This window comes from Xanthomonas sp. WHRI 10204, from assembly GCF_040202875.1.
In the GTDB taxonomy this organism is placed as follows: domain Bacteria; phylum Pseudomonadota; class Gammaproteobacteria; order Xanthomonadales; family Xanthomonadaceae; genus Xanthomonas.
This window is the reverse complement of sequence record NZ_JBEGDW010000001.1, coordinates 315,249-338,266: the sequence shown is the minus strand read 5'-3', so window position 1 is coordinate 338,266 and position 23,018 is coordinate 315,249. Positions and strand designations below refer to the sequence as shown.

Genomic DNA, 23,018 nt, shown 5'->3' with positions numbered 1-23,018 from the left:
GCGGTAGCGCGCCCGCATCCCGCAGCGCGCTCACTTGCCAGCGCGGGCCGTGGATGCTGCAATCGCGGCTGGAATCATCCAGGGGAAGCCACATGCACCTGTCGTCCGGGCTTTGCGCCCTGTTGCTGCTGGTCAGCGCCGCTGCAGGCGCTACCGATCTGTATAAGTGGAAGGACGCCAAGGGCGTGACCCACTACACCGAAACCCCGCCGCCGACCGGCCAGCGCTACGAATCGCGCCGGATCGACGCGCGCAGCGGCACTGCGGCCATCGCCGCGCCAGAGACCGCCACCCCGGAATCGGCCGACTGCCTCACCGCACGCCGCAACCTTGAGCTGCTCAGCGGCAAGGGCGAGGTGACCATGGGCGCCGGCACCGACGGCAAGCCCGGCACGGCGCTGGACCCGGACGCCCGCGCCGCGCAGCGTAATCTGGCCGAAGCCGCCGCCAAGGCCTATTGCAAGCCAGCAGCGACTGGCGGCGGCCCGGCCACCTGAGTTCGAGCTGGACAGCCTGAGCGGCCGTCACCCCGCTGGGCGGCGACAAAACGCGCCGCGGCGGTGGCGCAGTGCGTTTCGAGGGCCGCGCGACCTCGTCTCCAGGACTGTGGTCGGGCTCACACCGCAGGCCGACGATCCGGCGTTACGACCGCCTGACCAGGCAAGCCGAACGCCGACCACTCCCGCCGCGCAGGTATGCGCCCATGACCGGCAGGGCGCGACACTGGCAAACTATGGGCTTTCCGCCCAAGCGAAGCCCGATGCGTCTTTCCCAGTTCCACCTGCACACCACCAAGGAAACCCCGGCCGACGCCGAGCTGGTCAGCCACCGTCTGATGCTGCGCGCGGGCATGATCCGCAAGCTGGCCTCCGGGCTGTACACCTGGTCGCCGCTGGGCCTGCGCGTGCTGCGCAAGGTCGAGGCGATCGTGCGCGAGGAAATGAACCGCGCCGGCGCCGTGGAGGTGCTGTTCCCCACCATCCAGCCGCGTGAGCTGTGGGACGCCACCGGGCGTTGGGAAAAGTTCGGCGGGCAGTTGCTCAAGATCAGCGACCGCAAGCAGCAGGAGTTCTGCTACAGCCCCACCGCCGAAGAAGCTGCGGCCGACTTCGCGCGCCAGGAGATCAACAGCTACAAGCAGCTGCCGCTCAATTTCTATCAGATCCAGACCAAATTCCGCGATGAAATCCGCCCGCGCTTCGGGGTGATGCGCGCGCGCGAGTTCCTGATGAAGGACGCGTACTCGTTCCATCTCACCGATGCGGACATGGCGCGCGAATACGACAACATGCGTGCAGCCTACGCCCGCATCTTCACCCGCCTGGGGCTGGAGTTCCGCGCGGTGCAGGCCGACTCCGGCGCGATCGGTGGCGATGCCTCGCAGGAATTCCACGTCATCGCCGACTCCGGCGAAGACTCGCTGGCGTTCTCCACGGCCTCCGATTACGCCGCCAACGTGGAAACCGCCAGCGCCGCGCTGCCGGGTCCGCGTCCGGAAGCGACCGAAAGCATGCGCCAGGTCGAAACGCCCACTCAGAAGACCTGCGAAGACGTCGCTCAACTGCTGGGCATCGCGTTGCAGCGCACGGTCAAGTCGGTGGCGGTGATGACCAGCGCCGGCTTCGTGCTGGTGCTGGTGCGTGGCGACCACGCGGTCAACGAGATCAAGCTGGGCAAGGTGGCCGGCCTGGCCGACTACCGTCTGGCCAACGAGGCCGAAATCCGCGACCACCTCGGCTGCGAGCCGGGCTTCCTGGGGCCGCTGAAGACCGCCCGCCCGGTGCGCGTGGTGGCCGATCGCGATGTCGCGGCCATGGCCGATTTCGTGGTCGGCGCCAATGTACCTGGCGCCCACCTTGTCGGCGTCAACTGGGGCCGTGACCTGCCCGAGCCGGAGACGGTGGCCGATGTGCGCAACGTCATCGACGGCGAACGCGCTGCCGATGGCGGCGAGCTGCGTCTGGCCCGCGGTATCGAAGTGGGACACGTGTTCCAGCTTGGCAGCCAGTACGCACAGGCGCTGCAGGCTACCGTCATCGACGAAAACGGCAAGGTCGCGGTGATGAAGATGGGCTGTTACGGCATCGGCATTTCGCGCATCGTGGCTGCGGCAATCGAACAGAACCATGACGAGGCCGGTATTGTCTGGCCGGCGCCGATGGCGCCGTGGCAGGTGGTGGTGTGCGTGATCAACCCCAAGCAGGACGCCCAGGTGGTCGCTGCTGCCCAGGCGTTGCTGGACGAATTGATCGCCGCCGGTCTCGATGCCGCACTGGATGACCGTGGTCTGCGTCCGGGCGCCATGTTTGCCGATATGGAACTATTGGGCATTCCGCATCGGGTGGTCGTCTCGGAACGTGGATTGGCAGCCGGCACATTTGAATATCGCGCCCGCACCGCCGAATCGGCAGAAAACCTGGATAAGGCCGGATTATTCTCCCGCCTGGGGTGCTGATCAAACAGGGCAATTCCGCTCCAATCGGATGAACACAAGGCGCCGAATTATTTCGGCGCATTTGTCATGCGGGTTTTCTGACATTATGATGGCCGCCGCTGCCAAGGATCGGCATTCTTTCTCTCTCAATCTTCCGGAGTCGCGATGTCGATCGATCTTTCTGGCCTGTCGGCCAAGCAGTTGGGCGCACTGATCAAAAATGCAAAGAAGCAGCAGACCGTGGTTGCCAAGCGCGCCCCGATCGCCAAGGTCCGCACGCAGCTGACCCGCGCGGCTAAAGCGCAGGGTTATTCCATCGAAGAATTGTTTGGTACCGCCGCCAGCGCCGGCCCGGGTCGTCCGGCCGCCGCCAGCAAGCCGGGTCCGCGCGCTGGCCGCAAGCTGGGCAAGGTTGCACCGAAGTACCGCAACCCGTCCAATACCCAGGAAACATGGACCGGTCGCGGCAAGCAGCCGCGCTGGCTGGCCGAACTGACCGCTGCTGGCAAGAAGGTGGAAGACTTCCTGATCAGCAAGATCGGTGGCGGTGCAAAGAAGGCATCGGCAAAGAAGGCCGCACCACGTAAAACGGTCACTAAGCGCGCCACCAAGAAGTCCAAGGCCGCTTGATCCAGACCAATAAAAACGCCGGCATTGCCGGCGTTTTTATTGGGTGATTTTCTGGCCGCTCATAAATTCTTGCGCGCTGGAATCAGCAAATTGCCAAACAGCAAACCGGCCATCAATGCCATCACAATATTGGTGACCGCCAACAATGCGGCTTGTCCGACACTGACATCCTGCTGTTGCACCAGGGTCAAAAAACCCCGCAGGCTGACACTACCGGGAACCAGCATGATGATGCCCGGCAATCGAATCAGCGCACCGGGTTTGTGCACCACCCGCCCAAACAGATTACCGGCGGCGGTCAATGCCATGGCCGAGGCAAATACTCCGGCCGGGCCACCCCAGGCATGCCCGGCATAACGCGCAATGACATAACCGGACATCGCTGCGGCCATGATCCATAAATAATCGCGCCGATTGGCCTTGAACAACACCGCAAACGCATAAGCGGCCACCAGCAACGACGCCCATTCCACCCAACCGGCCTGCGGACGCAAGGCAGCCACCTGTGGGTGCAGGCCCACCAATTGGGTCAGCGTCACCGCGATCACGGCACCTACCGTGAGCTTGAGCACCGTGGTCACCGCACCGGCCAGACGCGCCGTGCCGGAGACCCAGTGCTGACTGGCCAGCTCGTTGAATGCATTGGTCAGCGACATGCCTGGCAGCAGCACCACCAGCGAGGCAATGATGACCGTATTGAGATTCAACGGCCCGACCAGCGATGCCACCAGCGCGGCGACCACGCCAGCCAACAGGCCGGCCAGCGCTTCGCCGGCTTCCTTGGTGGCGGCGCGCTTGTCGGTGTATTGGGTCAGCAGGCCGATCGACATGCCGATCGCGCCAGCGGTGGCGATATCCAGCCAGGGCAGCTTCCACAACCCGGCCACGCCGGCCGCGGCCAGACCGAAGGCCAGCACCTGCAAGGTCTTGCCGCGCCGATCGACTTCACGGTCCAGGCGGCGCAGCGCGGTGTGGCCCTGCGCAATGCTCATGCGCCCGTTGGCCACGCTGTCGGCCACGTAGTCGGCCACGCTGAGCTTGTAGAGATCGTTCTCGCCCGGTGCCAGCCGGATCACGCGGGTGATGTCGCTGGAACCGATCGCTTTGGTCGGGTCGCTGAAGCTCAAGATGATGCCGGTGGGATTGGACCAGGGCTCGCAATCCAGCCCCAGCTTTTGCGATAGCCCGATCACCGCGGCCTCCAGGCGCTGCGCTGTTGTGCCATAGGAATGCAGACGCCCGGCGATTTCCGACACAAAGGCGACGCGCTGGGCGTAGGTGGCACTGGCGGACGGGAGGACGACGGTGGCAGCGGACATGCGTGGCGGGTCGGATCGGAAAAACGCCGTACGGCGAGGACGTCAGTGTATGCCGCAGCGCACGTGGCCGGCGCGCCCTCCGTCCATCCGAGGCCGTCGCAGCGAAGGCGCCCCCATCATTCGCTCACACCGGCCCTGTATGCTGGCGCCACGGACAGGCCACCCAATGATCAAACCGCAACCTCCACGCATCGAACAAGACTCGCAGGATCAGGCACAGGTCCGACTCGCCGGCAGTTGGGTCCTGGCGACCGCCCTGCCCCAGGCCGAACTGCTGCAAGCGGTGCCCGACGGGGTGCGTCGCATCGACGCGCGCGGCATCCAGCAACTGGATTCGGCCGGCGTGCTGCAACTGTTGCGCTTTGCCGGCCGCATGGGGCTGAAAGAAGACGCCATCGATTTCCGCGATGAACACCAGGCGCTGGTGTGCACCATCGAAGAACTCAACGACGAGCGCCCCAAGCCCAAGCGCGATTACGGCTTTGTCGCCGCACTCGACCGCCTGGGTCGCACCACCCATGGCGTCGGCCAGGGCATTCTGGAACTCAACAGTTTTCTGGGCGAAAACCTGGTCAAGATCATGCGGCTGATCCACGAGCCGCGCCGCTTCCGCCTCACCTCCACCGTGCACCACATGGAGCAGGTCGGGCTGGATGCGGTGCCGCTGGTGGTGCTGCTGTCGTATCTGGTTGGCGCGGTGATCGCGTTTTTGGGCTCGACGATCCTGCGCGACTTCGGCGCGGAAATTTACGTGGTCGAGCTGGTGTCCATCGCCTTCCTGCGCGAATTTGCGGTACTGCTGACCGCAATTGTGTTGGCCGGGCGCACCGCCAGCGCGTTCACAGCGCAGATCGGCGCGATGAAATCGCGCGAAGAGGTCGATGCCATCCGCACGCTGGGGCTGGACCCGATCGACCTGCTGGTGATCCCGCGTCTGCTGGCGCTGATCTTCACCCTGCCACTGCTGACCTTCATCGCGATGATCGCCGGCCTGGCCGGTGGCGTCACCGTGGGCGCATTCGATCTGGATATCCCGCCGCAGATGTATCTGGCGCGCATGCACGACACCATCCAGTTGCGACACTTCCTGGTCGGCTTGTCGAAGGCACCGCTGTTCGCGCTGGTGATCGGCCTGATCGGTTGCCTGGAAGGCTTGAAGGTCAGTGGCACCGCGCAGTCGGTGGGCGAACGCACCACCTCGTCGGTGGTGCAGACGATTTCCTTGGTCATCATCCTCGACGCGATTGCGGCGTTGTGGTTCATGAAGATGGGGTGGTGATGGAGCCGAGATTCGATCGTCGGGATTTGGGATTCCTGCAAGGCAGCAGCGCTGTTGGCGCCCTGAGATGTGGGAGTGCGGTGCTGTGACCAATCTCGAATCCCCAGTCACCAATCCCGGCACAGAGACGGACGACGACGACCAGCTGGCGATCTCCGTGCGCGGGCTGACCAACCGGTTCGGTAGCCAGGTCGTGCACGAAGAGCTCGATCTGGACGTGCGCCGTGGTGAGATTCTGGGCGTGGTCGGCGGCTCGGGTACCGGTAAATCGGTGCTGATGCGCAGCATCCTGGGCCTGCGCGAGCCCGATGCCGGCAGCATTCAGGTGCTGGGCGCGGATGCGCGCTCCGGGCGTTTTGTCGACCGCCAGCACATCACCCGTAATACCGGGGTGCTGTTCCAGGACGGCGCGCTGTTTTCGTCGATGACCGTTGGCGAAAACGTGCAGGTGCCGTTGAAGGAACACCACGGCGAGTTTCCGGAGCGCTGGTATTTCGAACTGGCGCTGCTAAAGATCAAGCTGGCCGGCTTGCCAGCCGATGCACTGGACAAGCTGCCCTCGCAATTGTCCGGCGGCATGCGCAAGCGCGCTGGCCTGGCGCGTGCGCTGGCGCTGGACCCGCCGCTGCTGTTTCTGGACGAACCCACCGCCGGGCTGGACCCGATCGGCGCGGCCGCCTTCGACCGCTTGATCCGAACGCTGCAGCAGGCGCTGGGCCTGACCGTGTTCCTGATCACCCATGACCTGGATACGCTGTACGCCATCTGCGACCGCATCGCGGTGCTGGCCGATCGCAAGGTGATCGCCAACGCGCCGCTGGCCGAGGTCGAGCAGATCGATCACCCCTGGATCCAGGAATATTTCCACGGTCCGCGCGCGCGCGCCGCGCGCGCGGCCAAGACCGACTCCACCGAGACCGCCTGAGCATGGAAACAAAAGCCAATTACGTCCTGATCGGCGCCTTCACCATCGTGGCAGGCCTGGCCTTGCTGCTGTTCGGTCTGTGGGCCGCCAAGTACTCCTCCGATCGCACCTGGCAGCAGTACCGCGTGGTGTTCCGCGAGGCGGTCACCGGCCTGTCGGTCGGCAGCCCGGTGCAATACAACGGCATCGCGGTGGGCTCGATCACCGAACTGACGCTGGCCCCGAACGACCCGCGCCAGGTGGTCGCACACGTGCGCGTCAACTCCACCACACCGATCAAGAGCGATACCCGCGCCAAGCTGGCCATCACCAGCCTGACCGGCCCGTCGATCATCCAGCTCTCCGGCGGCACGCCGGAGGCGCCGACGCTGACCACCATCGACAAGAGCGATGCGCCGATCATCCAAACCACGCCCTCGGCGCTGCAGAACATCACCGATACCGCCAACCGCATCGTCGAGCGCATGGACGAAATGCTCTCCGACAAAAACGTGGCCAGCATTTCGGCCACGCTGCAGAACCTGGAAAAGATCAGCGGCGGCATCGCCGACCGCGACGAAGGCATGCAGGCGCTGATCGTCAGCGCGCGCGATGCCGCGCGCAATCTGGACACCACCCTGACCACCACCAACGGCACCATCAAGCGGCTGGATCAGAACCTGGTGCAGCAGCTGCCGGGCATCTTGAACAAGCTGGACGCAACGCTGGTCAAGCTGGATTCGGCCGCCGGTAACGCCGACAACATCCTTGGCGAAAACCGCGCGGCCATCAACAGTTTTGCCAACGATGGCCTGGGCCAGCTCGGACCGACACTGACCGAATTGCGCGGTCTGATCCGCGACCTGCGCCGGGTCAGCGACAAACTGGACAACAACCCTGCGCGCTACCTGCTTGGCCGCGACGCACCCAAGGAGTTCGAACCGAAATGACTGCCATGCGCCTGCTGCGTCCCCTGCTGTGCGTCTCGTTGCTGGCGCTGGGCGGCTGCTCGGTCCTGACCGGTGGCGACCAGAAGCCGGCCACGATCTACGCACCCACCGTGCGCGTCACGCCCAATCCCACCTGGCCGCAGGTGACCTGGCAGCTGTCGGTCGCCAAGCCGAGCGCTGCCCGCATCATCGACAGCCCGCGCATCAACGTGCGCCCCACGCCAGGCGAAGTGCAGGTCTACCACGGCGCCGGCTGGGCGCAACCGGCCACCGACATGCTGGAAGACAGCGTGGTGCGTGCGTTCGAAGACTCCGGCAAGATCGCGGGGGTTGCGCGCATCGGCGCCGGGATCCGCTCGGACTACAAGCTGGCGATCGACGTGCGCCGCTTCGAAGCCGATTACGCCGGCCAGTCGGTGCCCTCGGCCACCATCGAACTCAACGCCAAGCTGCTGCATTCGTCCGATCAACGCGTGGCCGCCTCGCGCACCTTTCTGGTCGCACGCCCGTCCGCCAGCACCGACACCGCTGCGGTGGCCGTCGCCTTCGAGCAGGCGCTGACCCAGGTCACCACCGAGCTGGTTGGCTGGACGCTGACCACCGGACAACAGGACAGCCAGAACTTGCCGCGTTCGTTGTAAGCGCAAGCGACGGACTTGGAGCTGCTGACAACACCTAGTGAGCAGTCGTTAGGTGGGTGCGGACAATGCGTGGAATCGGAATTTACGAGTGGGACATACCGACTCCTGGCACCGGCCGCGCCCGCCTGTTGGCTGCCGCAAGGCGGCTGATCTGCGGGCTGGCTGCAAGGCCCTTGCCCGCCCAACATCGCGGGACACGCTGCAAGTACGTCCTTGTCAGCGCTTACGCTGCATCCAGGCCGCGTAAGGTCCTACGACGGTGAGCGGGCAAGGGCCAGTCGAGATCGTCGGTGTGCAGGGTTTTAAGAAGCTACCGATCAACCCTCTGGTGCGGTGTCCTCACCGCTTGCGGGACCGTGTGGCGGCATGGATGCCGCCACCGAGCCCCCAGGGACGGGTTCACGGCGTGTCCCGCGAGCGGTGAGGGCACCGCCACTCAACCCACTCAGCGTTTGACCAGGGCTTCTGACTGCATCCACCAAGATGCAGACGACACAACCACCTAACTCACCACCAGGCGAGCGCTCGCTACGTTATGTGAGCCGCTCTTATCGCTGGAACGCGCGCACCCCGATGTGACGAAAGGTCAGGTTGATGCGCTCCCCCACCGGGCGCGCAGTGCGCGGCAACGCATGTTTGTAGTGACGCTGGGTCTCGCCGGCCATCAACAGCAGATCGCCGTGGCCGAGTTCCAGCGTCTGCTTCAATGCCGCATCATCGCGATGCTTGAAGGCGAACCGTCGCGCCGCCCCCAGGCTGAGCGATGCGATCACCGGTTGCGCGCCCAGCTCCGGCTCGTCGTCGCTATGCCAGCCCATTGCATCGGCTCCGCTGCGGTAGCGATTGACCAGCACGCTGTTGAACGGGCAACCGGCTTCATCCTGCAGACGGGCGCGCACGGGCTGCAGCGTCTCCAGCCACGGCTGCGGCGCAAACTCTGTCCCCGAGTAGCGATAACTGGCATCGGCATCGCCGATCCAGCTGCTCAGACGCGGCGAATCCACCACCCGCCCGAACATGCGGATGCGATGCACCTCCCACTGCACCTGTTCCAGCAACACCTGCATCAGCGCATCGGCCTGCGCGGCCTGCAACCAGCCACGACACCAATGGATCTGAGCTCCCGGCAATGCAACGTGCAGTTTCATGCGCAAACGCTAGCATGCGCGCGCCGGGGCACGCCGGCAGAGGCGGATGAATCAACGCGATTTGCCGCCATCACATGCAATCCCGGAAAATACGCCCCAGCCATCGAGCCAACGGGAGCGGAGCAATGTCGGAAGCGGGAATCGGCGCGCAAGCGTCAGAGACGGTCGAGCGCGACGTCATGGAATACGACGTCGTCACCGTCGGTGCCGGTCCGGCCGGGCTATCGTTCGCGATCCGGCTCAAGCAGCTCAACCCAGAGTTGAGTGTGTGTGTGATCGAAAAATCCAGCACCATCGGCGCGCATATCCTCTCCGGCGCGGTGATCGAACCCGGCCCGCTGGACGCGTTGCTGCCCGGCTGGCGCGATAACCCGCCGCCGATCTGCGTGGCCGCCACCGACGACGAATTCTGGTTCCTCGGCAAGGACAGCGCGCGCAAGTTCCCGGTGGTACCGCCGGGCATGCGCAACCACGGCAACTTCATCGTCAGCCTGGGCGCGATGTGCGCCTGGCTCGCTCCGCAGGCCGAAGCGCTGGGCGTGGAAATCTACCCCGGCTTTGCCGCCGCCGAAACGCTGCACGACGATAGCGGCCAGGTGGTGGGCGTGCGCATCGGCGATATGGGCGTGGCAAAGGACGGCTCGCACAAGCCCGGCTACACCGCCGGCATCGATATCCGCGCCAAGGTCACCGTGCTGGCCGAAGGCGCGCGCGGGCATCTGACCAAGCGCCTGCTCAAGCGCTTCGACCTCACCGCAGACAGCGACCCGCAGGGCTATTCCATCGGCATCAAGGAGCTGTGGCAGGTGCCCGAAGGCCGCGTCACGCCCGGCAAGATCGTGCACACCATCGGCTGGCCCGCGGACAACCGCACCTACGGCGGCAGCTTTCTGTATCACCTGGACAACAACCAGATCGCGCTTGGCTACGTCAGCGGGCTGGACTACAGCGACCCGAAGTACCAACCGTGGGAAGCCTTCCAGCAATGGAAAAACCACACGCTGATCAAGTCGTTACTGGAAGGCGGCAGCGTCCTGTCGGCCGGCGCGCGCGCTATCGTCACCGGCGGTTGGCAGTCGCTACCCAAAGTCGAAATGCCCGGTGCGCTGCTGATCGGCGACACCGCCGGCCTGCTCAACGTGCCCAAGATCAAGGGCACCCATCAGGCGATTCGTAGCGGCATGCTCGCCGCCGAACACCTGGTGCAATCGCAGCTGGCCCCGCAGGGCTTCGATGCAAAACTGCGCGCCTCGGACGCGATGGCTGAGCTGAAGGAAGTCCGCAACATCAAACCCGGCTTCAAGAAAGGCCTGTGGTTCGGCCTGCTCAATGCCGCCTGGGAAACCGCACTCAAGGGCGCCTCGCCCTGGACCCTGAAGAACAAGGCGGACTGGTCGGCGCTGCACAAGATCGGCGAGTACGAGCAACCCAAGCGCGACTACGTCACCCGCGAACTGGCACCGCGCGACCGCCTGCAAGCGGTCTACTTCGCTGCCACCGAACACGACGAAGACCAACCGGTGCATCTGAAAGTCCTGGACACCGATGTCTGCGCCACCCGCTGCGTGGAGGAGTACGACAACCCCTGCACCCGCTTCTGCCCGGCCAACGTCTACGAAATGGTCGCAGACACCGCCAGCCCCAGCGGAAAGCGCCTGCAGATCAACGCCGCCAACTGCGTGCACTGCAAGACCTGCGACATCAAGGACCCCTACGAGATCATCACCTGGGTCACCCCGGAGGGTGGTTCGGGGCCGAACTACCAGAACCTATGAGTGCACCTGCTCGCTCTACGCGCTCACGCGCGCGTACGCAGTTATTCGGGCTGCTGCGCGCTGCGTTTCGTGCACTGCCGTTGAGCGAAGCAACGCGTGACCGCTGGCGCCTGTGGTTTCTGGACAGACACTCTGGATGGGTGCCGGAGCCCGAGCGAGGACGCACAGGCTACGATGCCTCGCGACGCGCCGTCGTCCGTGGCGATGAAGCAGCGATCGGCTACGTTCCATATCGCCAGGCCACTCTGCCTGCGACGCTTCCAGCCACTCTGGTTGCATTCTATTTGCCGCAATTTCACCCCATTCCGGAAAACGATGCCTGGTGGGGCAAAGGATTCACCGAATGGCGCAATGTGACCCGCGCCCTTCCGCAGTTCGAGGGGCATCAGCAACCCAGGTTGCCCGCTGACCTGGGCTTTTACGACCTTCGAAATCCTCAAGTCCTGCGTGAGCAAGCACGGCTGGCGCAGGAATACGGCCTGGGTGCGTTTTGCTTTTATTTCTACTGGTTTGCGGGCAAGACGCTGCTGGAAATGCCAATCCGCCAGTGGCACGAAGACCACTCGATCACGCTGCCTTTTTGCCTTTGCTGGGCGAACGAGAAGTGGGCACGTCGCTGGGACGGGCGCGGCGACGATATCTTGATCGATCAGGCACACGATGCCGATGACGATCTCGCTTTCATCGCGCATGTCGCGTCCTACATGCGCAACCCGAAGTACCTGCGTGTGGATGGGCATCCACTTTTGCTCGTCTACCGCCCCCATTTGCTACCAGAGCCAGCGCAGACGGCAGCGCGCTGGCGCGCCTGGTGTCGTGACAACGGCATCGGTGAAATCCATCTTGCCTACGCACAGGGATTCGAACGCCCCGATCCACGCGATATCGGCTTTGATGCAGCCGTCGAGTTTCCGCCGAACATGAGTACCCCGCCGTCGGTCGCCGCCAAGCAGCGCCTGATAAATTTCGACTTCAACGGTGAAGTGCTCGACTGGCGAGAGCTGGCGCGTGACATGGAACAGCGCCCGTTGCGCGATTACACGCTCTATCCTGGCGTCAATCCGGGTTGGGATAATGAGCCGCGTCGCTCGGGAAAAGGACGCGTCTTTCTGCACGCATCACCTCGCCGATATCGCGACTGGTTATCGTACACCGTGCAGCATCGCCTCGCCGACGCACCACCAGTGCACCGCACGGTCTTTATCAATGCCTGGAACGAATGGGCAGAAGGCGCGGTGCTCGAGCCCGACACGCGTCTCGGATATGCCTGGCTGGAGGCAACACGGCAAGCGTTGCTTGCTCCAACCGAACGTACTGCAACGTCAGGCAAACATACATTTTGCATCGTCTTGCACGCTTGGTATCTGGACGTTTTGGACGAAATGCTCGATGCAATCGTTCAAATGGATGTACCGCTGCGACTTGTGATCACCACCGAACCCACGCTGGCCAAGCAAGTACGTCAGCGCGTGGAGCAACGCGAGCTACACGCTGAGGTGGAAGGCTTCGAGAACCGTGGCCGTGACGTTCTGCCTTTTCTGCATGTTGCCAATCGGCTGCTGGACGAAGGCGAACAACTGATAGTCAAGCTGCATACAAAAAAATCGACCCATCGCAACGACGGCGAAGTCTGGCGACGTGAAATGCTTGCAGCGCTGTTGGCGCAACGCCACGTCAGTGCAATCGTGGATGCGTTTGCGACCGATCCTTTGTTGGGGCTCGTCGCGCCCGCAGAGCATGTCTTGCCGGTCGCCGACTTTGTCGGGGCCAATGCCGACGCCCTGGATTATCTCGCCGTTCGCACCGGCACCACCGCAGTGGTAGAGCAAAGCCAGTTTGCGTCGGGCAGCATGTTCTGGGCCCGACTCGAAGCGCTGCGTCCACTGCTCGATGCGCATCTGCATCCGAGCGAATTTGAGAGCGAGCAAGGCCAGATCGACGGAACCCTGGCACATGCGGTTGAACGTTTTGTTGGCGTTACGGTGGAGCAGTCCGGACATCGGCTCACAACGATCGAACAGGTTCTAGGAGTGAGCGAACCCATATCGGCAACCCCTTATCGCTACGCCCGCAAGGCGCCATAACGGCGCTCTGCGGGCAGTCAGCTCGGCCGATCTTATCGCTGCGCGGTGAAACTCACGCCAGTCTTGGCGCGCAACTCCTCCAGCCCCACCCCATCGGCAGCCTCCACCAAGACCAATCCGTCGGCGGTGACATCGAACACGGCCAGGTCGGTGATGATGCGGTCGACTACGCCCACGCCGGTCAATGGCAAGTCGCACGCCGGCAGGATCTTGTGGCTGCCATCCTTGGCCACGTGCTCCATCAGCACCACCACGCGCTTGACGCCGGCCACCAGATCCATCGCGCCGCCCATGCCCTTGACCATCTTGCCGGGCACCATCCAGTTGGCCAGATCGCCGCGGTCGGTGACCTGCATCGCGCCAAGAATCGCCAGATCGATATGGCCGCCGCGGATCATCGCGAACGAGTCATGGCTGCCGAAGTAACTGGCACCGGCACGCGCAGTCACCGTCTGCTTGCCGGCATTGATCAGGTCCGCGTCCACTTCATCTTCGGTGGGGAACGGGCCGATGCCGAGCAGGCCGTTTTCCGATTGCAACCACACGTCCACGCCGTCGGGGATGTGATTGGCCACCAGCGTCGGCAGGCCGATCCCCAAGTTGACGTAAGCGCCGTCGGTCAATTCGCGCGCCGCGCGTGCGGCCATCTGATCTCTGGTCCAGGCCATTACTGCTGTCCTTCGCGCACGGTGCGCTGTTCGATGCGTTTTTCCGGCGCCGTGTTGAGCACCAGTCGGTCGACGTAGATCCCCGGCAGATGCACGTGGTCCGGATCGATGGTGCCAAGCGCCACGATCTCCTCGACCTCGGCAATGCAGATGCGACCGGCCATGGCGCAGGCCGGATTGAAATTGCGCGCGGTCTTGCGAAACACCAGGTTGCCGGCGGTATCGGCGCGCCATGCCTTGACCAGCGCAACATCGGCATGCAGCGCGGTTTCCAGCACATAGTGCTTGCCGTCGAATTCGCGGGTCTCCTTGCCCTCGGCCACGATGGTGCCGTAGCCGGTGGCAGTGTAGAACGCGGGAATTCCCGAACCGCCCGCACGCAGGCGCTCGGCCAGGGTGCCTTGCGGATTGAACTCAAGCTCGAGCTCGCCTGCCAAATATTGGCGCTCGAATTCCTTGTTTTCGCCAACGTAGGACGAAATCATCTTGCGGATCTGCCGGGTTGCCAATAGTTGACCAAGCCCGAATCCATCGACGCCGGCGTTGTTGGAAATCACCGTCAATCCGCCGACCCCGCTGTCGCGTACGGCAGCGATCAGGGCTTCGGGAATCCCGCACAAACCAAAGCCGCCCACCGCCAGCGTCTGGCCATCGGCCAACACGCCATCCAGCGCCGTCGTTGCATCGGCATAGCGTTTACCGCCTGCCTTACCCTCTTGATTGCTGCGCATCACCGCCCTCACCTCGCTGATGTGAAACGGTCATTCTATCCGCTGACTGTTCCCTGTCCCCGGTCGCAATTCCGCCACACCCAAGACACGGCGCACCCGCTAAACTCGGGTGTCCCCCACTTCAGGAATTGCCCATGACGCTACCCGCCTTCAAGGCCTACGATATTCGCGGCCGCGTGCCGGATGAACTCAACGAGGACTTGGCCCGTCGGATCGGCGTGGCACTGGCGGCGCAGCTGGATCAAGGGCCTGTGGTCCTGGGCCACGATGTGCGTCTGGCCAGCCCGGCCTTGCAGGAAGCACTGTCGGCAGGCCTGCGCGCCAGCGGCCGCGAGGTGATCGACATCGGCCTGTGCGGTACCGAGGAGGTCTATTTCCAGACCGATTACCTCAAGGCCGCCGGCGGCGTGATGGTCACTGCCAGCCACAATCCGATGGACTACAACGGCATGAAGCTGGTGCGCGAGCAAGCGCGGCCGATCAGCTCCGATACCGGCCTGTTCGCGATCCGCGACACGGTCGCTGCCGATACTGCTGCAGCCGGCGAGCCCACCGCAAGCGAGCAGAGCCGCACCGACAAGACTGCCTACCTGGAGCACCTGCTCAGCTACGTCGACCGCAGCACGCTCGAGCCGCTCAAGCTGGTGGTCAATGCAGGCAACGGCGGCGCGGGCCTGATCGTGGATCTGCTTGCACCGCACCTTCCGTTCGAATTCTTGCGCGTGTTCCATGAGCCGGACGGCAATTTCCCCAACGGCATTCCGAACCCGCTGCTGCCGGAAAACCGCGCTGCCACCGCCAAGGCGGTCAAGGAACACGGCGCAGATTTCGGCATCGCGTGGGATGGCGATTTCGACCGCTGCTTCTTCTTCGATCACACCGGCCGTTTTATCGAAGGCTATTACCTGGTCGGTTTGCTGGCACAGGCCATTTTGGCCAAGCAGCCGGGCGGCAAAGTCGTGCACGACCCGCGCCTGACCTGGAACACGGTCGAGCAGGTCGAAGAAGCCGGCGGCATTCCGGTGCTGTGCAAGAGCGGCCATGCCTTCATCAAAGAAAAAATGCGCAGCGAAAACGCCGTGTATGGCGGCGAGATGAGTGCGCACCACTACTTCCGCGAGTTTGCCTACGCCGATTCCGGAATGATTCCGTGGCTGTTGATCGCCGAGCTGGTGTCGCAGTCCGGTCGTTCGCTGGCCGATCTGGTCGAATCACGCATGCAGAAGTTCCCGTGCAGCGGCGAAATCAACTTCAAGGTCGCCGATGCCAAGGCATCGGTCGCCCGCGTGATGGAACACTACGCCGACCTGTCGCCCGAACTGGACTACACCGACGGCATCAGTGCGGATTTCGGCCAGTGGCGCTTCAACCTGCGCAGCTCCAACACCGAGCCGCTGCTGCGGCTGAACGTGGAAACCCGCGGCGACGCTGCACTGCTGGAAAGCCGCACGCAAGAGATTTCAGACTTGCTGCGCGGTTGATTCATCTCCTCTCCCACCTATAGACGCACTTTGGAGTTTCCCCCGCCCATGAGCGACGTCCTCCCCATCATTTTGTCCGGCGGTTCCGGCACGCGCCTGTGGCCGCTGTCGCGCGAATCCTATCCCAAGCAGTTCCTGCCGCTGGTCGGCGACAAGAGCATGCTGCAGGCCACCTGGCTGCGCTCGGCTCCGGTCGCAGGCCATGCGCCAATCGTGGTTGCCAACGAAGAACATCGCTTCATGGCCGCCGAGCAGCTGCAGCAACTCGGCGTAAAGCCGTCCGCGATTCTGCTGGAACCCAAGGGACGCAATACGGCACCGGCGATCGCGGTAGCGGCCCTGGAAGCCATGCGCGACGGGGCCGACCCGCTGCTGCTGGTCCTTCCGTCCGATCATGTGATTCAGAATGAAGCCGCGTTTCAGGCCGCGGTGACGGCAGCTGCTGCTGCGGCCGAGCAAGGCAAGCTGGTGACCTTCGGCATCAAGCCGACAGCGCCCGAGACCGGCTACGGCTACATCAAGGCCGGTGCCGGTACTGGTGTCACTGCCGTTGAGCGTTTCGTCGAAAAGCCCGACCTGGCCACCGCGCAGGGTTACCTTGCCAGCGGCGAGTACTACTGGAACAGCGGCATGTTCCTGTTCCGTGCCTCGCGTTACCTGGAGGAACTGCGCAAGTTCCACCCGGCCATTGCCGATGCCTGCCAGAAAGCCTGGGAAAACGGCAAGCGCGATGCCGACTTCACTCGTCTGGACAAGGACGCATTCGCGGCCAGCCCGTCGGATTCGATCGACTACGCGGTGATGGAAAAGACCGCCGATGCGGTCGTGGTCCCGCTGGATGCCGGCTGGAACGATGTCGGTTCGTGGTCGTCGCTGCTGGACGTGTCCGAGCAGGACGCCCACGGCAATGCGCATCATGGCGACGTGATCCAGGTGGACTGCCGCAATACCTATGCCTACGGCTCGCGCCTGATCGCCATGGTCGGCCTGGAAGACGTGGTCGTCGTCGAGACGCCGGACGCCGTGCTGGTCGGTCACCGCGATCGCATCCAGGAGGTCAAGGACGTGGTCGGCCAGATCAAGACGGCCGGCCGTTCCGAGGCCACCTGGCACCGCAAGGTCTATCGTCCGTGGGGCGCCTACGATTCGATCGACATGGGCCAACGTCATCAGGTCAAGCGCATCACCGTCAAACCCGGTGCAGTGCTGAGCTTGCAGATGCACCACCATCGCGCCGAACACTGGATCGTGGTGAGCGGTACCGCTGAAGTCACCCGTGGCGACGAAGTCCTGCTGCTGACCGAAAACCAGAGTACCTACATCCCGCTGGGCGTGACTCACCGCCTGCGCAATCCGGGCAAGTTGCCGCTGGAGTTGATCGAAGTGCAGTCCGGCAGCTATCTGGGCGAAGACGACATCGTACGGTTCGAAGATACCTACGGGCGCGCCTGATCGGTCGCCTGCAGGATCTGTTTTAGAAAAACAGCCGGGATTCCCGGCTGTTTTTCTTTGTGAATCTGGTGCGCAGTATTACTGCCGCCTGGCCGCTGCAATCAGCGTTTGGCCGCAGCCAACTCGGTAATCACCTGCTGCAACCCAGCTTGCCACTGCGGCAGCACGATGCCGAAATCGTTCTGCAGCTTGTCGATCGATAACCGCGAGTATGCAGGTCGCTTTGCTGGCGTCGGGTAGTCCGCTGTGGTGATGGGCACGACACGCGGCGCGCGCGCCAGCAAACCCGCCGCGACGGCTTCCTCGAAGATGGCCTCGGCAAACCCGTGCCAGCTGGTCTGGCCGGCAGCAGTCAGGTGCCAGGTGCCCGATGTGCCGGGACTGCGTTGACGCAGCAGCTGCGCGGTGACAACGGCAATCAATGCAGCCGGCGTTGGCGTACCGATCTGGTCGGCAACCACGCTTAGCTCATCGCGCTCTGCACCCACGCGCAACATCGTGCGCAGGAAGTTGGCGCCATGCGAGGCGTACACCCAGGCAGTCCGCAGGATCAGATGCTGAGCGCCTGACGCGCGGATCGCCTGCTCACCAGCGAGCTTGGTTTCGCCATACACACCCAGCGGCGAAGTTTGCGATTCTTCGCGATAGGGCGCAGTGCCTTGCCCGTCGAAGACGTAATCGGTGGAGTAATGCACCAATGGCACGTCGTGCACGGCACACCACTGCGCGATGACGCCTGGAGACTGCGCATTTGCACGCATGGCGCTGTCGCGGTCCTGCTCGGCACGATCCACCGCCGTATAGGCGGCGGCATTGACCACAGCAGTCGGATGGAGGCGATCCAGCAAACCGGTCAACGTGTCCGGCACGTCGAAATCCGCGATTTCGCAGGCGCTACCATCAGGCAATTGACCACTGCGTGTGGTCGCGGTCACCGCACCATCGACAGCAAGTGCGCGCAGCAATTCGGTGCCGACCTGCCCATTTGCGCCGAAAACCAAGGTGGTCACGGCGAAAACACCGGCAGGCGCTCGACCGGCATATCGGCCAGGAACGGCGCAACTGCATCCTTGGCGGAGAGCACCGGATCGCTGATCGGCCAGTCGATCCCGATTGCCGCGTCGTCCCACCGCACACCTGCATCGGCTTCCTTGACGTAGACGTCAGTACACAGATAGCTGAAAACCGCACGCTCTGACAGCACCGCAAAGCCGTGCGCAAAGCCTTCCGGAATCCAGAGTTGCTTCTTGTTTTCTGCGCTCAATATCACTGCCGCCCACTGACCAAAAGTGGGCGAGCCACGACGTACGTCGACAGCCACGTCGTAGACTTCGCCTTCGAGCACGCTGACCAGCTTTCCCTGCGGCCGGGGCCATTGGTAGTGCAAGCCACGCAGCACGCCTTTGGCCGAAGTCGACACGTTGCTTTGCACGAACCGTGTCGGCAAGCCCTGTTGACCAAAGCGTTCTGCGTTCCAGGTTTCGAAAAAATAGCCGCGTTCATCGCCAAACACTGCCGGCTCGATCACCACGCAGCCAGACAGCTTGGTTTCAATCACTTTCATGGAACAACTCCTCGTAACGCCAATTCGTGCAGATACTTGCCGTAGTCGTTCTTTCGCAGCGGCGCTGCCAGACGCTCCAGTTGCTCGGCATCGATCCAGCCTTGGCCAAACGCGATTTCTTCAGGGCAACACACCTGCAGGCCTTGCCGCATCTGGATGGTCTCGATGAAGTTGGCTGCTTCGTGCAACGACTGATGCGTACCGGTATCCAGCCACGCATAACCACGCCCTAGTGGCTCAAGATGCAGGTCGCCCGCATCGAGATAGCAGCGATTGAGATCGGTGATTTCCAGCTCACCGCGTGGCGATGGCTTCAGCGCCGCAGCATAGTCGCTGGCCTTGCCATCGTAGAAATACAAACCGGTGACCGCGTAGTTGGAGCGGGGCTTTTCCGGCTTTTCGGCAATGTCGATGACCTTGCCCTGCTGATCGAATTCGGCAACGCCGTAACGTTCCGGATCATTGACCCAGTAACCGAAGACTGTCGCCCCCTGCTCACGCGCATCGGCACGCTGCAGCGTCTCGGTCAGCCCATGACCATGAAAAATATTGTCGCCCAATACCAGGCAGCTCGGCTTGCCATCGACGAAATCGCGACCGATCAGATACGCCTGCGCCAGTCCATCGGGACTCGGTTGCACGGCATATTGGATATTGACGCCCCACTGCGAGCCATCGCCCAACAGCGACTGAAACAACGCCTGCTCATGCGGTGTATTGATGATCAGGATATCCCGGATGCCCGCCAGCATCAGAACACTGAGCGGGTAATAGATCATCGGCTTGTCATACACCGGCAGCAACTGCTTGCTGACGCCCTTGGTGATTGGATACAGGCGCGTGCCGGATCCACCCGCCAGAATGATGCCTTTGCGTTGTGTCATGAGAGCTTCCTTGGGAGGTCCGCACATCTGTGCGGACACTGAAGGTGGAGTGTTATGCCGTCGCGCCGATGCGTTCCAGACGATAGCTTCCGTCCAACACACCCTGTACCCACGACTGATTGGTCAGGTACCACTCGATCGTCTGCGCAATCCCTTGCTCGAAGGTATACGCAGGCTCCCAACCCAGGTCGTTCTTCAACTTGGAGGCGTCGATCGCGTAGCGACGGTCATGCCCTGGCCGATCAGTGACGTAGGTGATTTGGCTCGCACGCGGCTTGCCGTCTTCGCGCGGACGATGTTGATCCAGCAGCGCGCAGATCGCCTGCACGACCTCAATATTCTGGCGCTCGGAGTTGCCGCCCACATTATAGGTCTCGCCGACCTTGCCCTTGGTCAACACGGTCCGGATCGCCTCGCAATGGTCGCTGACAAACAGCCAGTCGCGGACCTGCTTGCCATCGCCGTAGACCGGCAGCGGTTCACCCGCCAGTGCCTTGGCGATGACCAGCGGAATGAGCTTTTCGGGGAAGTGGTACGGGCCGTAGTTATTCGAGCAATTGGTGGTCAGCACCGGCAGCCCGTAGGTGTGGTGGAACGCACGCACCAGATGATCCGACGCTGCCTTGGAAGCCGAGTACGGCGAATTAGGCGCGTAGGGCGTGGTTTCGGTGAACTTGCCGGTCTCTCCGAGCGTGCCGTAGACCTCGTCGGTGGACACGTGCAGAAAACGGAACGCGTCACGGCGCGCGTCCGGCAATGCCTTCCAGTAGTCGCGAACGGCCTCGAGCAACGCCAGGGTGCCGACCACATTGGTCTGGATGAAGGCGCCCGGGCCTTCGATCGAGCGGTCCACATGGCTTTCGGCTGCGAAGTTCAGTACGGCGTCGGGCTGGTGTTCTTGCAGCAGTCGGGTGACGAGCGCTCCGTCGCCGATATCGCCCTTGACGAACACGTGGTCCGCATTGCCCTCCAGCGACGCCAACGTGTTCAGATTTCCTGCGTAGGTCAGCGCGTCCAGATTGACCACGCGAATTCCGCGGGAGACCGCCTCAAGAACAAAATTACCGCCGATGAAGCCGGCACCGCCTGTTACTAGCCAAGTCGCCACTGTCTACCCCTCCTGGTCGCGCGCCAAACGCGCTGCGTTTTCAAGCCACACAGGATATACGCTCACGGCAATATCGGGCTTAAGCGCGAGCGACTCCGCATGGCTCTCCTGACGCACCGCAGCATCCATACGCCATCGCATGGTGGATGCTCCCCGGTTAGAATGGGCGCACTCCCGAGCCTGCCGCCGCGGCCGGGCCTTCCCGCAATAGCTGAAGGATCTCGTACACGATGAAAATCCTCGTCGCCTACAAGCGCGTGGTGGACTACAACGTCCGCATTCAGGTCAAGCCGGATGGCTCCGGCGTGGTGACCGACGGCGTCAAGCTTTCGCCCAACCCGTTCGACGAAATCGCCCTGGAAGAAGCATTGCGCCTGCGCGATGCCGGCATCGCCACCGAGGTGGTGGTCGCCACCCTGGCGCCAGCCGATGCTGCCGCACATCTGCGCAACGGCCTGGCGATGGGTGCCAACCGCGCCATCCATGTGGTCACCGATGCTGCCATCCAGCCGCTGACCGCCGCACGCGCGCTGCTGAAGCTGGTCGAAAAAGAGCAGCCTGATCTGGTCATCCTGGGCAAGCAGGCCATCGACGACGACGCCAACCAGACCGGCCAGATGCTGGCCACCTTGTGGGGCCGCCCGCAGGCGACCTTCGCGGGCAAGCTGGTGGTCGCCGATGGCAAGGCCACGGTGACGCGCGAGGTCGATGCTGGCCTGGAAACGCTGGAGGTCGATCTGCCAGCGGTGATCACGACCGATCTGCGCCTGAACGAGCCGCGCTTCATCAAGCTGCCGGACATCATGAAGGCCAAGAGCAAGCCGATGGACACCCTGGCATTCGCTGATCTGGGCGTGGACGCGCACGACAGTCTCACCACCACCCACTTTGCGGCGCCGGCCAAGCGCAGCCGCGGTGTGATGGTCAAGGACGCCGCCGAACTGGTGGCAGCACTCAAGCAGAAGGGGTTGTTGTAATGGCCAAGATTCTTGTCGTCGCCGAACACCTCAACGGCCAGCTCAATGCGGCCACCGCCAAGACCCTGAGCGCGGCCCTGGCGGTATCGGCCGAGTCGATCGACGTGGTCGTGCTGGCGGCCGATCCTGCCGCCGTTGCAGCCCAGGCCGCACAGCTGGCGGGTGTCGCCCGCGTACTGACCGTGGCCAACGCCGCCAACGAACACGCGCTTGCTCAGGTGCTTGGACCCCAGATCGCGCAGCTGGCCGGTCAGGGTTACACCCATGTCTTCGGCCCCTCCACTACCTTCGGCAAGGACCTGATGCCGGTGGTGGCGGCGCTGCTGGGCGTGAACCAGATCTCCGACCTGATGACCGTCGAAGATGCGCACACCTTCAAGCGCCCGATCTATGCAGGCAACGCCATCATTACGGTGAAGGCTCCGGCCGACCAGATCGTCGTGGCGACCGTGCGTAGCGCCTCGTGGCCGGAAGCGGCTAGCGGCGGCAGCGCAGCAGTCGAGTCCGTCAGCATCGAGGTCGCACTGCCGACCCACACTCGGTTCATCGACCTGGCAGCAGGCAATTCCGACCGCCCCGACCTGCAGAGCGCCAAGCGCGTGGTCTCCGGTGGCCGCGGCGTGGGCTCGGCAGAGAACTTCAAGCACATCTACAGCCTGGCCGACAAACTCGGCGCCGCCGTCGGTGCCTCGCGCGCGGCGGTCGATGCCGGCTACGTCCCTAACGAGCTGCAGGTCGGCCAGACCGGCAAGATCATCGCGCCGGAACTGTACGTGGCAATCGGCATCAGCGGCGCCATCCAGCATCTGACCGGCATCAAGGACGCTGGCACCATCGTGGCGATCAACAAGGATCCGGAGTCGCCGATCTTCGAGATTGCGGATATTGGGCTGGTGGGTGACCTATTCCAGATTCTCCCCGAACTCGAATCTGCCCTAAGTTGAAGCCTTGTTTCGGGAGACTCAATCGTCGCCTTAGTCTTACATTTC

General features: G+C 63.4%; 21 protein-coding genes and 1 other RNA gene. 13 read left to right on the top strand and 9 right to left on the bottom strand.

Annotation, left to right across the window (positions count from 1 at the left end):
• Positions 1-92 precede the first annotated feature (92 nt).
• The 3 genes from ABQZ00_RS01590 (at position 93) to ABQZ00_RS01580 (ending at position 3,064) form a co-directional block, all read left to right on the top strand.
• A complete protein-coding gene (locus tag ABQZ00_RS01590; RefSeq protein WP_115562885.1) occupies positions 93-497 on the top strand; it encodes a DUF4124 domain-containing protein in 405 nt (134 codons plus the stop codon).
• Between the two features lie 263 nt (positions 498-760).
• On the top strand, positions 761-2,455 hold the full coding sequence (locus tag ABQZ00_RS01585; RefSeq protein WP_323537771.1) for a proline--tRNA ligase: 1,695 nt from the start codon (positions 761-763) through the stop codon (positions 2,453-2,455).
• Between the two features lie 144 nt (positions 2,456-2,599).
• Positions 2,600-3,064, top strand: a complete 465-nt coding sequence (locus tag ABQZ00_RS01580; protein WP_055848175.1) for an H-NS histone family protein — start codon at positions 2,600-2,602, stop codon at positions 3,062-3,064.
• A gap of 59 nt (positions 3,065-3,123) precedes the next feature.
• Here the strand turns inward: ABQZ00_RS01580 and ABQZ00_RS01575 are convergent, their stop codons facing one another.
• A complete protein-coding gene (locus ABQZ00_RS01575) occupies positions 3,124-4,383 on the bottom strand; it encodes a threonine/serine exporter family protein (RefSeq protein WP_055848172.1) in 1,260 nt (419 codons plus the stop codon).
• Between the two features lie 166 nt (positions 4,384-4,549).
• On the opposite strand from ABQZ00_RS01575, the gene ABQZ00_RS01570 reads away from it, so the two are divergent.
• The 4 genes from ABQZ00_RS01570 (at position 4,550) to ABQZ00_RS01555 (ending at position 8,157) form a co-directional block, all read left to right on the top strand.
• On the top strand, positions 4,550-5,662 hold the full coding sequence (locus ABQZ00_RS01570; RefSeq protein ID WP_055848169.1) for an MlaE family ABC transporter permease: 1,113 nt from the start codon (positions 4,550-4,552) through the stop codon (positions 5,660-5,662).
• An 85-nt stretch (positions 5,663-5,747) separates the two neighbouring features.
• Positions 5,748-6,587 (top strand): ABC transporter ATP-binding protein, encoded by an 840-nt coding sequence (locus ABQZ00_RS01565; RefSeq protein WP_055850252.1) that lies wholly within the window; start codon positions 5,748-5,750, stop codon positions 6,585-6,587.
• Positions 6,588-6,589: 2 nt separating this feature from the next.
• Entirely contained in the window at positions 6,590-7,516 is a 927-nt protein-coding gene (locus ABQZ00_RS01560; protein ID WP_055848166.1) for an MlaD family protein, read from the top strand.
• Positions 7,513-8,157, top strand: a complete 645-nt coding sequence (locus ABQZ00_RS01555; RefSeq protein WP_115528921.1) for an ABC-type transport auxiliary lipoprotein family protein — start codon at positions 7,513-7,515, stop codon at positions 8,155-8,157. The genes ABQZ00_RS01560 and ABQZ00_RS01555 overlap by 4 nt, the downstream gene beginning before the upstream one ends.
• A 22-nt stretch (positions 8,158-8,179) precedes the next feature.
• Here the strand turns inward: ABQZ00_RS01555 and ABQZ00_RS01550 are convergent.
• Together ABQZ00_RS01550 and ABQZ00_RS01545 are read right to left on the bottom strand one after the other, a co-directional pair.
• A non-coding RNA gene (locus ABQZ00_RS01550) (sX9 sRNA) lies at positions 8,180-8,254 on the bottom strand.
• A 451-nt stretch (positions 8,255-8,705) separates the two neighbouring features.
• Positions 8,706-9,305 carry an alpha-ketoglutarate-dependent dioxygenase AlkB family protein gene (locus ABQZ00_RS01545; protein ID WP_323537772.1) on the bottom strand — a complete coding sequence of 200 codons (600 nt, stop codon included), beginning with the start codon at positions 9,303-9,305 and terminating at the stop codon, positions 8,706-8,708.
• Positions 9,306-9,430: 125 nt separating this feature from the next.
• Here ABQZ00_RS01545 and ABQZ00_RS01540 point away from each other — a divergent pair, with 125 nt between their 5' ends.
• Positions 9,431-11,080 (top strand): electron transfer flavoprotein-ubiquinone oxidoreductase, encoded by a 1,650-nt coding sequence (locus ABQZ00_RS01540; protein WP_323537773.1) that lies wholly within the window; start codon positions 9,431-9,433, stop codon positions 11,078-11,080.
• Positions 11,077-13,164, top strand: a complete 2,088-nt coding sequence (locus tag ABQZ00_RS01535) for a glycoside hydrolase family 99-like domain-containing protein (RefSeq protein ID WP_323537774.1) — start codon at positions 11,077-11,079, stop codon at positions 13,162-13,164. Before ABQZ00_RS01540 ends, ABQZ00_RS01535 begins: the two co-directional genes overlap by 4 nt.
• 32 nt (positions 13,165-13,196) lie before the next feature.
• Here ABQZ00_RS01535 and ABQZ00_RS01530 read toward each other — a convergent pair whose 3' ends face one another.
• Both ABQZ00_RS01530 and ABQZ00_RS01525 read right to left on the bottom strand, forming a co-directional pair.
• Positions 13,197-13,832 carry a CoA transferase subunit B gene (locus tag ABQZ00_RS01530; protein ID WP_115513906.1) on the bottom strand — a complete coding sequence of 212 codons (636 nt, stop codon included), beginning with the start codon at positions 13,830-13,832 and terminating at the stop codon, positions 13,197-13,199.
• Complete coding sequence (locus ABQZ00_RS01525; protein WP_323537775.1) at positions 13,832-14,563, bottom strand: CoA transferase subunit A; 732 nt, start codon at positions 14,561-14,563, stop codon at positions 13,832-13,834. The genes ABQZ00_RS01530 and ABQZ00_RS01525 overlap by 1 nt, the downstream gene beginning before the upstream one ends.
• 134 nt (positions 14,564-14,697) lie before the next feature.
• On the opposite strand from ABQZ00_RS01525, the gene ABQZ00_RS01520 reads away from it, so the two are divergent.
• Complete coding sequence (locus tag ABQZ00_RS01520) at positions 14,698-16,044, top strand: phosphohexomutase domain-containing protein (RefSeq protein ID WP_323537776.1); 1,347 nt, start codon at positions 14,698-14,700, stop codon at positions 16,042-16,044.
• Positions 16,045-16,092: 48 nt separating this feature from the next.
• Positions 16,093-17,496, top strand: coding sequence for a mannose-1-phosphate guanylyltransferase/mannose-6-phosphate isomerase (locus ABQZ00_RS01515; protein WP_323537777.1), 1,404 nt, complete (start codon positions 16,093-16,095; stop codon positions 17,494-17,496).
• Positions 17,497-17,597: 101 nt separating this feature from the next.
• On the opposite strand, the gene rfbD is transcribed toward ABQZ00_RS01515, so the two are convergent.
• Genes rfbD through rfbB form a run of 4 tightly spaced genes read right to left on the bottom strand, consistent with a single transcriptional unit; the run spans position 17,598 to position 21,052 of the window.
• The gene (gene rfbD, locus ABQZ00_RS01510) at positions 17,598-18,506 is read right to left on the bottom strand and encodes a dTDP-4-dehydrorhamnose reductase (RefSeq protein ID WP_323537778.1); all 909 of its coding nucleotides are present in this window, start codon (positions 18,504-18,506) and stop codon (positions 17,598-17,600) included.
• Positions 18,503-19,060, bottom strand: coding sequence for a dTDP-4-dehydrorhamnose 3,5-epimerase (gene rfbC / locus ABQZ00_RS01505; protein ID WP_323537779.1), 558 nt, complete (start codon positions 19,058-19,060; stop codon positions 18,503-18,505). Before rfbC ends, rfbD begins: the two co-directional genes overlap by 4 nt.
• Positions 19,057-19,944 carry a glucose-1-phosphate thymidylyltransferase RfbA gene (gene rfbA / locus ABQZ00_RS01500; RefSeq protein ID WP_115513912.1) on the bottom strand — a complete coding sequence of 296 codons (888 nt, stop codon included), beginning with the start codon at positions 19,942-19,944 and terminating at the stop codon, positions 19,057-19,059. The genes rfbC and rfbA overlap by 4 nt, the downstream gene beginning before the upstream one ends.
• Before the next feature lie 52 nt (positions 19,945-19,996).
• Positions 19,997-21,052, bottom strand: a complete 1,056-nt coding sequence (gene rfbB / locus ABQZ00_RS01495; RefSeq protein ID WP_323537780.1) for a dTDP-glucose 4,6-dehydratase — start codon at positions 21,050-21,052, stop codon at positions 19,997-19,999.
• Between the two features lie 230 nt (positions 21,053-21,282).
• Here rfbB and ABQZ00_RS01490 point away from each other — a divergent pair, with 230 nt between their 5' ends.
• Positions 21,283-22,029 (top strand): electron transfer flavoprotein subunit beta/FixA family protein, encoded by a 747-nt coding sequence (locus tag ABQZ00_RS01490; RefSeq protein ID WP_323537781.1) that lies wholly within the window; start codon positions 21,283-21,285, stop codon positions 22,027-22,029.
• Positions 22,029-22,973 (top strand): electron transfer flavoprotein subunit alpha/FixB family protein, encoded by a 945-nt coding sequence (locus tag ABQZ00_RS01485; RefSeq protein ID WP_323537782.1) that lies wholly within the window; start codon positions 22,029-22,031, stop codon positions 22,971-22,973. Before ABQZ00_RS01490 ends, ABQZ00_RS01485 begins: the two co-directional genes overlap by 1 nt.
• Positions 22,974-23,018: the final 45 nt, after the last annotated feature.

Bases quoted from the DNA above. Each gene is read 5' to 3' on its own strand.
- ABQZ00_RS01530 (WP_115513906.1), bottom strand. From the start codon at position 13,832: ATGGCCTGGACCAGAGATCAGATGGCCGCACGCGCGGCGCGCGAATTG.
- ABQZ00_RS01525 (WP_323537775.1), bottom strand. From the start codon at position 14,563: ATGCGCAGCAATCAAGAGGGTAAGGCAGGCGGTAAACGCTATGCCGAT.
- ABQZ00_RS01585 (WP_323537771.1), top strand. From the start codon at position 761: ATGCGTCTTTCCCAGTTCCACCTGCACACCACCAAGGAAACCCCGGCC.
- ABQZ00_RS01590 (WP_115562885.1), top strand. From the start codon at position 93: ATGCACCTGTCGTCCGGGCTTTGCGCCCTGTTGCTGCTGGTCAGCGCC.
- ABQZ00_RS01545 (WP_323537772.1), bottom strand. From the start codon at position 9,305: ATGAAACTGCACGTTGCATTGCCGGGAGCTCAGATCCATTGGTGTCGT.
- ABQZ00_RS01485 (WP_323537782.1), top strand. From the start codon at position 22,029: ATGGCCAAGATTCTTGTCGTCGCCGAACACCTCAACGGCCAGCTCAAT.
- ABQZ00_RS01560 (WP_055848166.1), top strand. From the start codon at position 6,590: ATGGAAACAAAAGCCAATTACGTCCTGATCGGCGCCTTCACCATCGTG.
- rfbA (WP_115513912.1), bottom strand. From the start codon at position 19,944: ATGACACAACGCAAAGGCATCATTCTGGCGGGTGGATCCGGCACGCGC.
- ABQZ00_RS01570 (WP_055848169.1), top strand. From the start codon at position 4,550: ATGATCAAACCGCAACCTCCACGCATCGAACAAGACTCGCAGGATCAG.
- rfbC (WP_323537779.1), bottom strand. From the start codon at position 19,060: ATGAAAGTGATTGAAACCAAGCTGTCTGGCTGCGTGGTGATCGAGCCG.
- ABQZ00_RS01515 (WP_323537777.1), top strand. From the start codon at position 16,093: ATGAGCGACGTCCTCCCCATCATTTTGTCCGGCGGTTCCGGCACGCGC.
- ABQZ00_RS01535 (WP_323537774.1), top strand. From the start codon at position 11,077: ATGAGTGCACCTGCTCGCTCTACGCGCTCACGCGCGCGTACGCAGTTA.
- ABQZ00_RS01555 (WP_115528921.1), top strand. From the start codon at position 7,513: ATGACTGCCATGCGCCTGCTGCGTCCCCTGCTGTGCGTCTCGTTGCTG.
- ABQZ00_RS01520 (WP_323537776.1), top strand. From the start codon at position 14,698: ATGACGCTACCCGCCTTCAAGGCCTACGATATTCGCGGCCGCGTGCCG.
- ABQZ00_RS01540 (WP_323537773.1), top strand. From the start codon at position 9,431: ATGTCGGAAGCGGGAATCGGCGCGCAAGCGTCAGAGACGGTCGAGCGC.
- ABQZ00_RS01490 (WP_323537781.1), top strand. From the start codon at position 21,283: ATGAAAATCCTCGTCGCCTACAAGCGCGTGGTGGACTACAACGTCCGC.
- ABQZ00_RS01580 (WP_055848175.1), top strand. From the start codon at position 2,600: ATGTCGATCGATCTTTCTGGCCTGTCGGCCAAGCAGTTGGGCGCACTG.
- ABQZ00_RS01575 (WP_055848172.1), bottom strand. From the start codon at position 4,383: ATGTCCGCTGCCACCGTCGTCCTCCCGTCCGCCAGTGCCACCTACGCC.